This is a genomic window from Singulisphaera photorubra (assembly GCF_045290345.1).
In the GTDB taxonomy this organism is placed as follows: domain Bacteria; phylum Planctomycetota; class Planctomycetia; order Isosphaerales; family Isosphaeraceae; genus Singulisphaera.
Genome location: NZ_CP155447.1, coordinates 8,359,335 through 8,375,534 on the forward strand (window position 1 = coordinate 8,359,335; position 16,200 = coordinate 8,375,534).

Annotated in this window: 9 protein-coding genes; 4 read left to right on the top strand and 5 right to left on the bottom strand. The window is 62.5% G+C overall.

What is annotated here, in order from left to right; translation table 11 throughout:
- Nucleotides 1–360 precede the first annotated feature (360 nt).
- Nucleotides 361–600, top strand: a complete 240-nt coding sequence (locus V5E97_RS31480) for a hypothetical protein (protein WP_406695507.1) — start codon at nucleotides 361–363, stop codon at nucleotides 598–600.
- 193 nt (nucleotides 601–793) lie between these two features.
- Here the strand turns inward: V5E97_RS31480 and V5E97_RS31485 are convergent, their stop codons facing one another.
- Genes V5E97_RS31485 through V5E97_RS31500 form a run of 4 tightly spaced genes read right to left on the bottom strand, consistent with a single transcriptional unit; the run spans nucleotide 794 to nucleotide 6,540 of the window.
- Nucleotides 794–1,735, bottom strand: a complete 942-nt coding sequence (locus V5E97_RS31485) for an N-acetylglucosamine kinase (protein WP_406695508.1) — start codon at nucleotides 1,733–1,735, stop codon at nucleotides 794–796.
- A complete protein-coding gene (murQ, locus tag V5E97_RS31490; protein ID WP_406695509.1) occupies nucleotides 1,732–2,649 on the bottom strand; it encodes an N-acetylmuramic acid 6-phosphate etherase in 918 nt (305 codons plus the stop codon). The genes V5E97_RS31485 and murQ overlap by 4 nt, the downstream gene beginning before the upstream one ends.
- A 42-nt stretch (nucleotides 2,650–2,691) precedes the next feature.
- Nucleotides 2,692–5,046 carry an exo-beta-N-acetylmuramidase NamZ domain-containing protein gene (locus V5E97_RS31495; RefSeq protein WP_406695510.1) on the bottom strand — a complete coding sequence of 785 codons (2,355 nt, stop codon included), beginning with the start codon at nucleotides 5,044–5,046 and terminating at the stop codon, nucleotides 2,692–2,694.
- The gene (locus V5E97_RS31500) at nucleotides 5,047–6,540 is read right to left on the bottom strand and encodes a sodium:solute symporter (protein ID WP_406695511.1); all 1,494 of its coding nucleotides are present in this window, start codon (nucleotides 6,538–6,540) and stop codon (nucleotides 5,047–5,049) included.
- Nucleotides 6,541–7,012: 472 nt separating this feature from the next.
- On the opposite strand from V5E97_RS31500, the gene V5E97_RS31505 reads away from it, so the two are divergent.
- Nucleotides 7,013–9,631: a protein kinase domain-containing protein gene (locus V5E97_RS31505; protein ID WP_406695512.1), complete on the top strand. Its 2,619-nt coding sequence runs from the start codon at nucleotides 7,013–7,015 to the stop codon at nucleotides 9,629–9,631.
- 21 nt (nucleotides 9,632–9,652) lie between these two features.
- Here the strand turns inward: V5E97_RS31505 and V5E97_RS31510 are convergent, their stop codons facing one another.
- A complete protein-coding gene (locus V5E97_RS31510; RefSeq protein WP_406695513.1) occupies nucleotides 9,653–11,665 on the bottom strand; it encodes a retroviral-like aspartic protease family protein in 2,013 nt (670 codons plus the stop codon).
- Nucleotides 11,666–12,244: 579 nt separating this feature from the next.
- Between V5E97_RS31510 and V5E97_RS31515 the strand changes: the two genes are divergently transcribed.
- Together V5E97_RS31515 and V5E97_RS31520 are read left to right on the top strand one after the other, a co-directional pair.
- Complete coding sequence (locus V5E97_RS31515) at nucleotides 12,245–14,551, top strand: PSD1 and planctomycete cytochrome C domain-containing protein (RefSeq protein WP_406695514.1); 2,307 nt, start codon at nucleotides 12,245–12,247, stop codon at nucleotides 14,549–14,551.
- A gap of 11 nt (nucleotides 14,552–14,562) precedes the next feature.
- Nucleotides 14,563–15,975 carry a DUF1501 domain-containing protein gene (locus V5E97_RS31520; protein WP_406695515.1) on the top strand — a complete coding sequence of 471 codons (1,413 nt, stop codon included), beginning with the start codon at nucleotides 14,563–14,565 and terminating at the stop codon, nucleotides 15,973–15,975.
- The last annotated feature ends 225 nt before the right edge of the window (nucleotides 15,976–16,200 follow it).

A 16,200-nucleotide genomic window follows, 5' to 3' on the forward strand; every position in this document is an offset into this window, starting at 1 on the left:
CAAAGCGTCAAGGTCCACCAGGCGTTCGGTTCAAGCGGGCCACTGCAAGCGGCGTATTCCGAACACGCCGGAGTGACGTTCGCGTCACCTCAGTCAGAACCGGTCGAAGCCGGAGTCGGATGGGGTGGCAAGCCGACTTCATTGAGTAATTCGATCGTGCCGATAACATCGATTGATCAGCTGCTTAAAATGGAACCCGGGTCACTCGATTTTGTGTACCAGAGTTCGAGTGCCGCACCAAAGCCTGTAGGCAAAGTGAAGGGACGGGTCATTCTCTTTCCCGGAACGGGACTGACACGGCCAGCCTCCAAGGTAGCCCGGTTAATGTGGCAGGGGAAGATTTTTAAGAACGAGCAGCCGATGGCGGTCAACCGCTTCTTCGGTTTAAGAATGATCAAGGCCAACGTCTACCAGGATGTGAGCTGGCTAGATGGTCGGCCTTCACTCATCCTCGACTACAGCAAGACCTCTCGCCTGTACGCTCCCTATCGCGATGAAATCCGTGAGGTTGGTCCCGGAATTTTCTTGGGTCTGATGTACTCGCGGACGCAGCCCGAGCCTACCCTCAAGATGTACTTCGCCTTGGAAGCCCAGCAGTAATCGCGAAATACGCGAGTCGGTCATCCGCGAGTCCCAAGTTCGACGACGAGCCGGTTGATCGGAACGCCTGCCCTTGTGATTTCGATCACACGGTCGGCGTTTGGATCAGGGTCGGCAGGCAAGGACTCGTGCTCGCGGCGCGATCGATCATGCAACGCTTGGGAGCGTGTTTCCTGGTCCGGCGCGGCTGACATCAAGTCTGGCTGAGCGATCGCTGGGCCAGAAGAAGTGCTCCCTTGACGGGCTGATTTACGTAGGTGGTTTCGACCTGATATCCCAGTTTCCTGAGATGGGCGAGGAGACTTGAGGACACGGAGTTCGAGGCGAGGAGAAATCCTCCGGCCATGGCGAGGTTGACGTGGCCGTCGGGCCATCCAAGCGTCCTGGCCACGGCAGCGACGGCCTCAGCGAGCTCGCGACCGGCCGGTTCGAGGAGGACCCGTTCAATTTCGGGATCATCTTCGGCCGCCGCGAGCACGTCGGCCGCCAGCGCCGCGATTCGCGCTCGATCGCAGTCGGGCGAGTAGATCGCCGCGACCAGGCGAGTTGGACTATCGATGCCCAGCGCATGGCAGAGCTGATCCGTGAGCGCGTCGGCGGGGTGGGGCCGATTGTCGCGGCCGTCGAATCGGCGGGCGACCATGCGAAGCGCCTGCAAGGCGACCGCGTAACCGCTCCCCTCGTCACCGAGGAGAGGCCCCCAGCCACCGGCACGCGCCGATCTGCCATCGGCTGTTCGGCCGACGGCGATGGAACCCGTACCGGCAATGACCCCGAGCCCCCAACCGTCGGGAGTTCCCGCGGCGATCACCAGTTCGCCGTCGTTGGCAAAAACCAGGTGGTTCGTCCAACCGGACTCGACGTTCCAGGAGTTGAGCAATTCCCGGTCGGCGGCCCGGTCGAACCCGGCCAGGCCGAGGCAGGCCGCATCAACGGGTCGTTGTGTCAGGCCTGATTCCGCAAAGGCCAACGCGATGGATTGGTCGAGCGCCCACCGCGCGGCTACGGGACCCACGGTCTTGACGTTCGAAGGGCCAGCCAGCCCACGCCCGAGAATCCTGCCCGAGGCGTCGGCCAGCCAGGTCATGGTGGAGGTGCCACCGCCGTCGATTCCGATCAGGAGTGGAGACGTCATCGCGGGTCGACCCCGGTTTTTGCCATGACCGCCGCGCGGACCTGGCCGCCGTGCGAGTCGAGCAGCGCCTGGGCCTGGTCGGGCTCCACCTTGGCCATTGCCGCCACCAAGGCTCGCTTCAACTGGCCTGACGAGCGGAGGAGCAAGTCGGCCGCCTGTGCGTCGTCGAGTCCGGCGATCTCCCGGAGGATCCGTCGTGTCCGGATCCGAAGTTTCTCGTTGCTCGGCTGCAAGTCGATCATCTGATTGCCGAAGGTCTTGCCGATCCGGACCATGGCCCCGGTCGTGATCATGTTCAGGACGAGCTTGGTGGCCGTTCCTGATTTCAGACGGGTCGAGCCGGTGATCACTTCGGGACCGACCAGGAGTGCGATCTCGAGGTCGACCTTGGCTCCGAGCAGGCTCGGTCGATTGCAGGCGATGCCGACGGTCGACGCCCCCACGGACTTCGCGTAGTCAATGGCACCCAGAACGTAAGGAGTTCGGCCCGACGAGGCGATGCCGACGACGAGATCGAGGTTCGTGACCGAGAGCCCCTGTAAGTCGGCCGCGCCTTGAACCGGGTCGTCCTCGGCCCCCTCCACGGCTCGGGTTAATGCGGTCGGCCCTCCCGCAATCAGGCCGACCACCATCGAAGGGGGAACGCTGAATGTCGGCGGGCATTCCGACGCATCCAGCACCCCCAGCCGTCCCGAAGTCCCTGCTCCGGTATAAATCAGCCGCCCGCCACGGTTGAAGCGCTCGGCCGCCCATTCAATCGCAATCGCGATCGCGTCCGACGCCGCGCGAACGGCTTCGACCGCCTTGGCGTCCTCGGTAATCATCAACGTGACGAGATCCCTCGGATTCAGCCGGTCCACGGCCTCCGACTCCGGGTTTCTCGCCTCGGTCTGCAATCGATCTTCAAGGAGCATGGAACGCTGTCTCTCTCGTCTCGATTGAAATGAAAAGACCAATTATTTGTACAGAAGATAGTGCTCGCGGATCGACCGGAATTTGGCCAGCTCCGCATCCCAGAGGGCGCGAATTGCCTGGGCGTCTCCGCCTTTCAACAGCGCGTCGTACGTGGCTCGATCGGCGATGAACCTGAGGAACCCGTCGTGCTCCCAGCGCTCGGGGTAGAGCTCACGCAGGACCACGGCCAGTTCGATGCCGAGGGCCAGCGGGTCGAAAAGCTCTCGAGAGGTGATGAAGATCTGCACGCCGCCGCATTCTTTACCAGCGTACTGTCGCTCTTTGGGGGTAAATTGGTTGGGAACGAAGCGAACGCCGGGGAGGCCGCGACCGTTGAGAGCCGCGGAGAATTCGCGGGCGTCGATCCAAGGGGCGCCCAGACGCTCGAATGGCGTATCAGTCCCCCGGCCGGTCGCCAGGTTGGTCGCTTCCAGGAGGCCGACACCGGGGTAGAGAATCGCCTCGGTCAGGCTCCTCATGTTGGGAGACGGGTTGGTCCAGGTCAGGCCCGTCCAGTCGTACAGATCTTCGCGCCGCCAACCTTCGCAGGCGATCACGTTCAGATCGGCACCGATTTTCCGCTCGGCATTGAAGAGTCGGGCCAACTCCCCCACGGTCATGCCGTGGCGGACCGGTATCGCGTGATGGGCAATGAAGGTTTCGAAGCCATCGTCGCGGACCGGGCCCGAGACCTCGACGCCGCCGATCGGGTTGGGGCGGTCCAGGACAATGATCGGGATCTCATTCTCCTTGGCGGCCTCGAGGATCAAACCGAGCGTGCTGATGTAGGTGTAGAAGCGTGTGCCAACGTCCTGGATGTCGTAGACGAGGATGTCGACGCCTTCGAGGTTTGCCTTCGACGGCTTTCGGGTTTTCCCGTAGAGACTGAGAACGGGCAGGCCGGTCTTCTCATCCTTGCTGTCGCCGACCTCGGCATCGACCAAGCCACGGATTCCGTGTTCGGGGCTGAAGAGTGTGACGAGCTTGACGTCGGGGGCATTGGCGAGGACGTCGATCGTCGAGACGCCGTCCTTGGTTTTGCCGGTGTGGTTGGTCACCAGCCCCACTCGTTTGCCGCGCAGGGGTGCGAACTTCGACTTCACCAGCACGTCGATTCCGCAATCGACCGGATGCAGGTGAGTTTCACTCGTCTTGAAATCCTTCGGTCGATCGAGAATGGCGGCCGACGCGAGTGTGGCAACCTCGGAGCGGATCGGGCCGGCGTTCCCTTTGGGGCCAAACGGGTGGAGCCGGCTGGTCAGGATGATCACGAAGGTTTGTGTCGTGGGATCGATCCAGAGCGATGTGCCGGTGAACCCGGTGTGGCCGAAGCTGCCGGGGCCAAAACCGCGACCACGGGGATGGCTGAACGGCGTCGCGATGTCCCAACCAAGTCCCCGACGTTGACGCGCGGGCGTACTGCCCGGGTCGATCATGGACTGGACCGTTTCCGGAGCGAGGACGACTTTATTGCCCGGTCCTTTGCCACCGTCGAGGAGCATCTGAGCATAAATCGCGATGTCGTCGGCCGTGCTGAACAAACCGGCGTGGCCGGCGACTCCCCCCAGGGCGCGCGATCTCGGGTCGTGCACCACGCCTCGGATCCAATTCCCCTCTTCTTTTTCGGTCGGAGCGCACCGCTCGAGGTCGATCGCGGGGTTCGGCTTCTTTCCCTTGACCAGGGGAGCGAAGCGACTGTCGGTCATCCCGAGCGGCTCGAAGATCGTTTCGCGGGCGAACTCATCCAAGGTCTTTCCCGAGACCCGTTCCACCAGCCGGCCCAAGACCAGGTAGTTGACGTCGCTATAGAGAAAACGCTCGCCGGGGGGAGAGTTGAGCTTGAGGGTCGCGATTCGCTCCCATGCCTTTTCGGGACCGTCGGCGTAGTCTTTGATCGAGTTGTCTGCGATGAAGCCTGTCCGATGGCGGAGCAGATGTTCGATGGTCACGGACTTTTTGTCGTGGTTGTCGAACTCGGGGAGGTAAGTGACGATCGAGTCAGTCAGCTTGATCTTGCCTTCCTCGATCAGCCGCATCACCGAGGTCGCGGTGGCCACCGGCTTTGTGAGTGAGGCCATATCGAAGATGGTGTCGCGGGTCATCGCCTCGGCGGTTGGCTCGACGCTGCGCTGGCCGTACGTTTTGACGTAGGCCACCTTTCCGCGGCGGCCGACGAGGACGACCGCTCCCGCGACTTCCTTGCGCTTGATCGCCCGTTCGACGGCGACGTCGATCCGAGCCAGCCGCGCGGCGTCGAGTCCGACCGTGCTGGGCTCGGCTTCAGGCAAGGCGGCCCGCGCCGCGAGTGGGCAGGCGAAGAAGGAAACGAGGAGAACGAGTCGAGCGGCGTTCTTCATTCAAATCTCGTGCTGAAGGTTGGTATCGATGATTTTGCGAGGAGCGGCTGGGAGCACGAGGCTCACCGCCATTCCGACGGCGACCACGGTGGCCGAGCCGACCAGGGCGTACCAGGGGTAGGCTAACTTCGTCCCGAACGCGGCGAACGAGACAGCGGCGAGGCCCGCAATCATACCGATGAAGGCCGCGGCCTGCCCTGCGTTTCGGGAGACCAAGCCGAGCAGAAAGAGGCCGAGCAAGATCCCGGTGACGAAGCCGGCGACCGCCAGGGCGTTGTCGATCACCGCCTTCTCCAACGCGATCGCGGCGATGGCCACGCCGATCTGAACGATGCCCCAGAAGGCGGTCAGCCCCTTCGACAGACGGAGCAGGTTCCGTTCGTCCGTGTTGGGGAAGAGCGGGCGATAGAGGTCGTTGACCGTCGAGGAGGCCGAGGCGCTGAGGGCCCCCGAGACCGTGCTCATCGTGACCGACAGAATGGCCGCGATCACCACACCGAGCACGCCCGTGGGGAGGTAGCGGATGATGAACGAGGCGAACTCTTCGTCCTTGGTGGGCAGGACGGGAGGGGGCGAGTGCTGATAGAGCACGAACAGACTCACGCCGATCAGCAAGAAGAGTGCGAACTGAACGAGGATCACCCCGCCGCTGGCGATCAGAGCCCAGGCGGCTTCGCGTTGCGACCGCGCTGAGAGGTATCGCTGGACCATCATTTGGTCGACGCCGTGCGACCCTGTGTCCAGCACCATCGCTCCGATCAGGCCCGCCCAGAAGCCGTAAGCGATCGTCAGGTTAGGAGTGAAGTCGAAGATGAGAAACTTGTTCGCGGCCATGCCTTCCTTCACGATCGTCCCCCATCCTCCGGGGACCTCGCTGACCATGATCACAAGCGCCACGATCCCGCCGAGGATGTAGATGAAGAACTGGAGCACGTCGGTCCAGACGACCGCCTTGATTCCACCCAGATATGTATAGAGGATGGTGAAGAGGCCGATGGTGATGATCGCGCCGGGCATTTCCCAGCCCGAGGGGGAGGGATAACCCTGGGTGGCCAGATACATCTGGCGAAGTACTTTGGCCGCGAGGAAGAGCCGGAGGCCGGAGGCGATCGTCCGGGTGACCAGGAACAGAATCGACGCCGCTTTCTGGGTTGCGCCCCCGAAACGCTGCTGGAGGACCTGGTAGGCGGTGAAAATCTCGCCTTTGAAGTAGGCTGGCAGGAGGAAGATCGCGACGAAGATACGGGCGAGAATGTAGCCGATCGCCAGTTGCAAGAAGGTCATATTGCCCCGGTAGGCAATGCCCGGCACGCTCAAGAAGGTCACCGCGCTGGTCTCGGTGGCGATGATCGAGATCATCACCGCCCAGCCGGGAATATTGCTCTCGCCGAGGAAATATCCCTTCAGTCCCTTCGAACCCGAGCCCAACCAGGCCCCCATCGCGGTGCAGCCGACGATGTAAACAATGATCACCCCCAGATCGATCGGGTGCATGGCGACTCCGGTGTGGAGACGTGCTCGGGGAGGTGAGCGAATGCCTCCGCCCGGACACGCTGGAAGGCTCTTAATTTACCAGGTCGACCTCAAAACTGCCAACGCGTTGCAACTTATCCGCACGGAGGCAACTCTTCCGATGTCGCGCCTCGACTTGTGAATTCACGGACCGTTTAGTCCTTGATCATCGACCGATTGACCCTGGCCACGAAGCATCCGGGGCTCCAAGGGGTTGTTTTGCATAATTAAACGGAATTGCCGAGATATTATTGTCGAACCGATGCGAACTGTTGGTGCGGAGGCGTACTTGTCGCGAGCTGGCGTTCTCCCTTCGGTCTGCGGTGGTGTCGGCGGAAGCGATCGCCTCCGCGCGATCCGCCGGCCGGTTGGCAAAGCGAGTCGTGGTTGCGACAATTGCAGAAGGATAGGATGTGCACCTCTCCACTGAGAGGCCGGGTCCAAGGGAGCACCGATGCCGCCAGCCTCCGTGTGCCCGCAGTGCCATAACCCGTTGCCTGATAATGCGCCGCTTGGCCTTTGCGTGCCCTGTACGCTCCGAATTTTTCAGGAAGACCAATCGGGAACCACGGTCGAACTCCGGGGCTGGAGGGCGATCCTCGGGGCGGCGGACGTCGAAGCTCAGGGCCGATCAGCCGAAGCGCTCGCGTGGTATGACCTGTGCGAGACGGCCACCTTTCGAGGCTCCGAGGATTCGCCCCGGAGTCGCGATTCCACGGTGCGTGGTGTTGACCGCTTTGTGAGTGCGGAATCGCTGCTGATTTCGCTGGTTCAACTGGATTTGATGGAACCGGTGGAGATTCAGGAGCTCCTCAAGCAGTTCCCGGCCGACCTCGATCCGAAGAACCCCGAAGAGCTCGCCCGGGGATTGGTGCGTTCCAAGCGATTGACCGAATACCAGGCCGGGGCTCTCCTCCAGGGGAAGTCCAAGGGGCTGGTCATTGATAAATACCTGATCCTCGATAAGCTCGGTGCCGGCGGTATGGGGATGGTCTTCAAGGCGCTCCATCGACGCATCAAACGGGTCGTGGCCCTGAAGGTTCTCCCCCCCTCCTTCGCCAAAGATGGGACGGCCGTGCGCAGGTTTCACCGCGAAGCCGAAGCCGCGGCCAAGTTGAGTCACCCCAATCTCGTGGCGGTGCTCGACGCCGACGAGTTCAACGGGTTGCATTTCTTCGCGATGGAATATAACGCGGGGAAAGATCTGAAACGGCTCGTGGAGGACCGTGGCCCGCTTTCGGCGGGGCGGGCGATCGAATGCATCATCCAGGCGGCCCGCGGGTTGGGGGCCGCTCATGCCCTTGGCATCTACCATCGGGATATCAAACCCTCGAACCTGTTACTTGACCCGCGCGGGACCCTCAAGGTGCTCGACCTGGGCCTGGCCCGGATGATGGACAAGGGGGCGGACCTTCTCGGAAGCGTCGAACCGGACCCGGAACTGACTCGCCCTGGCATCATCATGGGCACCGTGGCCTACATGGCCCCCGAGCAGGCCTACAATTCTCGGGCCGCCGATCACCGCTCCGACATCTACAGTCTGGGTTGCACTCTCTATTACCTGCTCACGGGGAGGCCCCCCTACGACGGCGATACGCTTATGGCACGGGTGATCGCGCACCGCGAGGAACCGATCCCGTCCTTATCCGGCTCGCAACCCAACATCCCGCCGACGCTCGATCCGACGTTGCGGCGGATGATGGCCAAGTCGCCCCACGATCGCTACCAGTCGGTCGACGAGCTCATCGCCGGCCTGCAAGCGTGCCGAAGTGACGGGTCGACCCTGCGCGATGGGGAAGCCTGGAGTGGTCTCGTCTCTGCCCCGGACCTCAAGCGGCCTCCGAGTCGGTCGGACCAAGCGAGTCCGCGCTCGAGCTTGGCGGGTGGCGGCACGGTAGCGACGGGGCGATGGCGAACCTGGATCCTTCGGCTGTTCGCGGTCCTCGTGCTCACCATCGGCCTCGCGGGCTTGACGTTGGTCGTGTCCGCTCGGATACGCGCAAGACCGATGGTTCCAGTCGCATCGGTGCCTCAGTCGAAATCCGAGGCGAGGCTCGAACCGCCGGGTAAGATCGCTATCCCCGAGCCTGCTTCGGAGCATTCTCTCTCGATTTCCCCCAACTTGGCCCCGTCTCTGCCCATTGGCGCCGAGACGGAGATGAGACGCGCACCCGAACCGGTCGAATCGATCGGTGAGATCCGCCGGTTTGCGGGCCACGAGGATCGTCTGGTGGAGAGCATTGCCGTGGCGACGGATGGCCAACATGCCCTGTCCGCGGGCCTGGATTGCACGGTGCGCTACTGGGATCTCTTGACCGGCCAAGAGATCCGTCGCTTTGTTCATGACGGCCCGGTCTTTTCCGTGGCGATTTCGCATGACAACCAGATGGCTCTCACCGGCGGTGCCGACAAAGTGATGAGGCTCTGGGACCTGGAAGCCGGTCGGGAGCTTCCTCCGTTCAAGGGATTCACCGAGCCAATCTACAGCGTTGCTCTCTCTCCCGATGGGCAATACGCTCTCTCGGGGAGTCGTGATAAGTCGGTCCGCTTATGGGAAGTCGCGACGCGCAAGGAGATTTATTCCTTACTTCACGAGGGCGCGGTCACCGCGGTTGCCTTTTCTCCTGACGGTCAGCGCGTGCTCACCGGGGGTGAAGATAAGACCGTGCGAATCTGGAAGCTTCTCGCCCCCAATGAGGCCCATGATTTCAAGGGCCAAGCCAAGGTGCTCTGTGCGGTCTTCTCGCCGGACGGTCACCGCGCCCTCTCGGGGGGGGACGATGGGGCGGTCGTTCTCTGGAACCTCGACAGCAAGCGGATGATTCGCCGGATCGATGGTCCGCGTGATCAGGTCCGATGCGTATCGTTCCTGCCCGACAGCCGCCATGCCCTTTGGGGAACCAAGGCAGGGAAGCTCATCCTCTGGAATGTTGAGGACGACCGTGAGGTCTATCGATTCGAGGAGACCGCCGGTCGGTTGGGCGTCGCCGTTTTCTCCGACGGCCTTCGTGCCCTGACTTCCGACGATGATGGCTTCGTGCGACTCTGGAAACTGCCGCTCGTTCTCGACTGAACCGACGCTGTCGATCCGGACTCACCTTGGCATGCGAGCTCGTTCGGAAGGCTTTGTTTTCGGGATCATGTTGACTTGTGTGAGCGTGAGCTTGCCGGCATCGGGGTCAAACTTGTACGAGAACTGATTCAAGAAATCCGCTCCCAACACCGGCGGCGCCTCATAATCATTGAGAACGATCAGGCATTCCAGGTCGGGGACCAGAAACGGCCCAACTTCCAACGCCTTGATCGTGGCCCGCTTGGCCCGCAGGGTGCGGCCATCCTCCATCACGAGGTCGATCTCAGGGGAGGATTCGCTCAGCTCGATCTGGAGTTCGGTGGCCAAGGCTTTTGAAAGGCGGACCACGTCGAGGGTGGGATCGACGACCAGTTTCTGTCTCTGGCCGTTGAGGATCGCGTCGACTTGAACGACCGTCTTGTCAGCCTCGAGGGGAATCTCCGCCGTCTGGATCAAGGTCTCGGCTTTTTTGAGGATGTCGAGAGCGGTCTTGGGGAGGGGAGCGACGCTCGCTTTCATCCGTGATTTCACCTTCTGAACCGCGGTGTCCGTCTCTAACTGATCGTGTTTCTCTTGGCTCAGAGCCACCGCCTTGCGAAGTGCGATGACATTCTGCACGAACCCGTCTCGATTGGTCGCGACGTTCTCGGCGAGCTTCTGACGGACTGCCGCAACCTCCGCTTCGTCTTTCTGCAAGTTCGCAAGTTCGGTCCTGGCACCGGCCAGTTGAGCGGATAAATGAGCCTTGGGGGTGGCCTGAGTCGCCTTGGCGACCTCGTCCTCGAGGCGCTGGATGCTGGTCGTCAATTCCGCTCGCTTCTTCGGACGCGACTCCTCGTCACGTTGTTGGTCCTTCTGCTTGCTCAAGGCGCTCCCCAGCCGATCCTCGAACGTCGTTGTTTGGAAGGCGAGCGAATTGACGTCCCGATCCAAGCCCACCACGAGCTTTTTCCCTTTGCGCGAGGCATGCAAATCTTGCGACTGGAGGAAACCAGACAGCATTTTTGAGACATTGGATTGGTAATTCTCAATGGGTCCGAGGGCGAAGTTGATGTCGGCTCCCCGATTCAACTCCACCAGAGCCGCGATGACCTGGCGATCGTTTGCAAGGTTGTCATAATGTTTCTGGATCGACTCCGTCGCGAGTATCAGCGCCGCTTGTCGTCTCTGGAGATCCCCTTGCTTCGCGAGTGCCATCGAGCCGAGCTGATCGTAGTCCCGTTGGGCTTGAATGAGCTGAAACTGAAGCTCCGCGGCCTGAGCCTCGAGAGTCGTGATGCGCCTTTGGATGTTTTGCCACTGAACTAGTTCATTCGCATTCCCGAGCGCTGTCGACTTGCCCCCCACCGAATTCTGAGTTCCCGTCTGAGTCTTATTTGAATTCGCTTGGTCACGAAGCCGATTCTGTTCTTCGAGTTTTGTCTGGATGGCAGCCATCGTTTGATAGCCTTGCCGACACTCGTACTCCCACGCCTGCAAGAGCTTTTGATGCTGGGCCGCGGCGATCATGAGCTGATCCATCCGCGCCACGATTCGCTCCCATTCCGCGTAGGCTTGCCTGAATTCCTCAATGTTTTGCGTTCTGGTCGCCTCTTCCGCGGCCAAGACGTAAATCCGGCCCGATCGACTTAAACCCTTAGACGTGAGCACTTCATCGGGTTGTGGTTTCTTACTTTCCGAAACCGAAATCAGGGATTGATCCGTCGGAGGGACTCGCACTGGGAGGGTTGCCGGAGAAATCGGCTCTTCCGCTCGGACGGCCCGAACGACCTCGGGCTTGGTTTCTTCGAGCGGTCGAGTACGCTTGACACTCGCTAGTGAGGGAGTCCTGACCTCGGATGGTTCCAGGTCCACAACCGTCTCGGCCGGAGGGAGTGCATTCACCTCGGTGGGAATCGTCTTGGCGATTGGCGCCTGGATCGGGTGCGGCTGTGGCCGTGGTGAGACCGAACTTCGGCCGGCGAGAAACCCAACGAGAGTCATCAGAACGATCAGGGAGCCGAAGACCATCGATGATCGCGATCGAGTAGGCATGGAAGGCTCCGGTTCCGTTCCGAATGGCCAGGTTTGCCGGCTCAAGCGTCGCATCGTGAGCGGGACGCTGACTCGGCACAGGACGAGACGTGAAGTCTTTGCCCATTCCGAACCGTTGGGTGTGGGCTCACTTGTGAAGCCGCTTCTCCCGAGGCTTCCGTAGCTGGATTGGCCAGGTCATGTGGGGAACAAGCTTTACTCTATCTCAACCTGGTCAGGGAGAGAAGCCGCCGTCTTGAAGGATGGTCACAAGTCCTTTGTTTGGGCTCCTCTTGGAGGGGGCATCGCTCTTTTTTTTGAGCAGGTCCAAGGCCGAGTCAGCAACTTGATGTGATGCTTCCAGCAAGTTCCAAAATCCGAATTGATCGAGTCTCGAGCTGATTTGGTTCGGGAGGATCACAGACAGAAACCTCGGTGGCGCGTATGTGAGGCTCGAGCGTAAACCGATCTGAACTTGGTACTTGCTTGCGGATGGCCCCGTTTCGGTGCATCCTTAAAAAAACAAGAGAGCAGTCCTTGCGTGTCTGACGACGAAATCCCGAAGCATTCGGACCTTTCAGCGGCGGCAGGGACGACTTTATGAGGTGGGGACTTGCGTGGCTCGTTGTGATGACGGTTGGGACGGGCGCAATGGCTGCGCCTCCCGACGGACCTGGTGAGGCTTTCTTTGAACAGAAGGTTCGCCCGATCCTGGTCGCATCGTGTGTGAAGTGCCACGGGTCCAAGAAGCAGGAGTCGGGTCTGCGGCTTGATGCTCGGTCGGCGCTGGTGCGAGGGGGTGACAACGGTCCGGCGATCGTGCCCGGCGACCCGTCGAAAAGCCTCCTCATTCAGGCGGTCAACCACCAGGGTGACTTCGCCATGCCGCCCAACCGGAAGCTCTCCGACGAGCAGATCGGCGACCTCGAGCTCTGGGTCGAGCGGGGCGCACCCTGGCCCGGCGGGGACAGTCCTGTCGCCATCCGCTCGGGCGCGATCACCGACGAGGACCGCCGGTTCTGGTCGTTTCAGCCGGTGGCCGACCCGCCCGTCCCGGCGACCGTCGACCGTGTCTGGGCTCGCACTGAGATCGACGCTTTCATCCTCGCCCGGCTCGAAACCGGGGGCCTCAAGCCGTCGCCCCCGGCCGACCGCCGGACCCTGATCCGACGCGCTTCATTCGACCTGATCGGTCTGCCGCCGACCCCCGCCGAGGTCAACGCCTTCGTGGCCGACCCCGCGCCCGATGCTTTCGCGAGGGTCGTCGACCGCCTGCTCGCCAGCCCCCGCTATGGCGAGCGCTGGGGGCGGCACTGGCTCGACGTCGTCCGCTACGCCGACACGGCGGGCGAGACGGCCGACTTTCCCGTTCGCGAAGCGCACTTATATCGCGATTATGTGGTCGATGCCTTTAACCGGGATATGCCCTACGACCAGTTCATCCGCGAGCAGATCGCAGGAGACTTGCTCGCGGCGACCGCCCCCGCGAGGCACGCCGAGTTGGTGACGGCCACCGGATTGATCGCGACCTCGCGCCGGTTCGGGTTCGATCCGCAGAACTATCAGCACCTGACGATTCAGGACACCATCGACACGGTTGGCCAGTCGGTGCTCGGACTCAGCCTCGGCTGTGCCCGCTGCCACGACCACAAGTTCGATCCGGTCTCGGCGGCCGACTACTACGCCATCTACGGGATCTTCGACAGCACACGGTACGCCTTCCCCGGCTCGGAGGAGAAGAACCGGCCGCGCGACCTCATACCTCTGGTGCCCCCCGCCGAGGCCGCCGCGAGGCAGAAGGTGTACGACGAGACCCTCGCCCGGCTCGCCGCCGAGGCCGTGGGGGGCGACGCTCGTCGCGCCGCCTCCGAACAGGCCCGCCTCATGTTGCAGAAGGCCGGTCCGTTTCCGGTGGCCTACGGGGTGACTGAAGGGACCTCTCATGACGTTCGCATTCAGAAACGCGGCGAGCCGACGATGCCCGGCGACGAAGTCCCCCGCCGGTTCTTGCAGATCCTCGGCGGCGACCGCGTGCCCCCCGATTCGGGGAGCGGCCGGCTCGCTCTGGCCGATTGGCTGACCCGGCCGACCAATCCACTGACTTCCCGCGTGATGGTCAATCGGGTCTGGCAGCACCACTTCGGCCGCGGCCTGGTGGCCACCGAGAATGACTTCGGTCGCCGTGGGCTTGCGCCCACGCACCCCGAGTTGCTCGATCACCTCGCCCGCCGCTTCATCGAGAGGGGCTGGTCGGTCAAGTCGTTGCACCGCTTGATCATGCTTTCGAGCGTCTACCAAACCGCCGGGGCGGGTGACTCCGCGGCGGACTTGCTCGCGCGGTTCCCTCGCCGCCGACTCGACGCTGAGGAGATCCGTGACGCCCTGCTCTTCACCGCCGGCACCCTCGACACCACTCCCGCCGGCCCGCACCCGTTCCCCCCCGTCGAGACCTGGGGCTTCACGCAACACAGCCCCTTCGCCGCCGTCTACGAATCGAACCGGCGAAGCATTTACCTGATGACCCAGCGCCTCAAACGGCACCCCTACCTCGCCCTCTTCGACGGCCCCGATCCTAACTCGTCCACCCCGCGCCGGTCGGTCACGACCGTCCCCACGCAGGCTCTCTTCTTCATGAACGACCCGTTCGTTCACGAGCAGGCCGCGGCATTCGCTCGCTGGCTCACCTCGGCCGAGCCGGACGCGCAGGCACGCCTCCGACTTGCGTTCGAGGTGACGCTCTCTCGGCCGCCATCAGCCGATGACGAGTCGGATTCCCTTGCTTTTCTCGCCGCCGAGCGAAAAGACCTTGAGGCGTCAGGTCTCGCCTCACTGGAGGCCGATATCTTCGCCTGGTCGGCCCTTGCCCGCACACTTTACTCCCGCAACGAATTCCTTTTCATCGATTGACGGGACCCGCCATGAGCGAACCCTGCACCAACCGCATGATCTCGCGCCGCGAAATGCTCGCCCGCGCCTCCGGTGGCTTCGGCGCAATCGCCCTGGCTGGTCTCCTCGCCGAGCAGCAGGCCTTCGCTTTGACGGCCGACCCGCTCTCGCCCCAGCCCCCTCATTTCGTACCCAAGGCCAAGCGGGTCATCTTCTTGTACATGACGGGCGGGGTCTCTCACGTCGACACATTTGACCCCAAACCCTTGCTGATGGCCGGGCACGGCAAGTCGATCACGGTCGACAACTGGCAGGGCAAAAAGGGGGCGTTTCAACGTTTCTTCAAGCGTCCCAACTGGGAGTTTCGGCCCGGCGGCCGGTGCGGCACGGAGATCAGCGACCTCTTCCCCCACGTCCGCGAACGCGCTGATGACCTCTGTGTGATCCGGTCGATGTCTTCGGACCACACCAACCACTACGAAGGCACACTTGGTATGCACACCGGGTCGTTCACCTTCGCCAGGCCGAGCATTGGGGCCTGGGTCAGCTATGGTCTCGGCACCGAGAACCGCAACCTGCCCTCGTTCATGGTCATTGCCCCGGCTGCGCCTTACGCCGGCACGCAGACCTGGGCCTCCGATTTCCTGCCGGGTTGCCACCAGGGAACGCACGTCGTCCCCGGTCCCACGCCGATCCCCAATGTCCGCCCTCTGATCTCGGTCGAGGCCCGTCAGAAACGCGAACTTGAACTGATCGCGCGGGCCGATCGCCGGCACCTCGCCGAGCGCCCCGCCGATGCCGCACTCGAGGCCCGGATCCGATCGTTCGAGACGGCCTTCGGGATGCAGAACGAAGCCCCTCACGCCTTCGACCTCTCGGGTGAGTCCGATGCCACTCTCGCCCTGTACGGACTCGAACGCGGGCAGACGACCGGATTTGGCTGGCAGTGCCTCGTTGCCCGCCGCCTCGCCGAGCGTGGCGTGCGGTTCGTCGAGTTGATCGACACCGGCTCGTCGGGCAACTGGGACTCGCACGGTAACATGCAAGACCATGCCGGCCTCGCCCAGAAGGTCGACCGTCCGATCGCCGGCCTCCTCACCGATCTCAGGCAGCGTGGTTTGCTCGATGACACCCTGGTCGTCTGGACCACCGAGTTCGGCCGTACCCCCTACCACGAGCAGGCCGGCCACACTGGCCGTGAGCACCATCACCAGGCTTTCTCGTCATGGCTGGCCGGCGGCGGCGTGAAAGGGGGAATCGCCCACGGAGCGACTGACGACTACGGCGTGGCCGTCGCCCAGGACCGCGTCCACGTCCACGACTTCCACGCCACGATTCTCCATCTGCTCGGCCTCGACCACGAGCGGCTCACCTTCCGTCATGTCGGCCGAGACTACCGCCTCACGGACGTCAGCGGTGACGTCGTCAAGGAGATCATCGCCTGACTCGAGCCGCTCCTGAGGATCAATCCGTAGGCCCCGAGAGTCCCACTGCCGGCCCGGCCGTTCCTCAGTAATCCGGCCGCCCCAACCTGTTTGGGGAATATCCTGTTTGGCTGTTGAACAATTTATTGGCAAATCAGGTTGGCATCAGGTATAGAAAGTGCTGAGGATCGCCGAATCCCAAGGTGAGCGTCTCTCAAAAAATACGAAGACGCAATTCACCCCCTG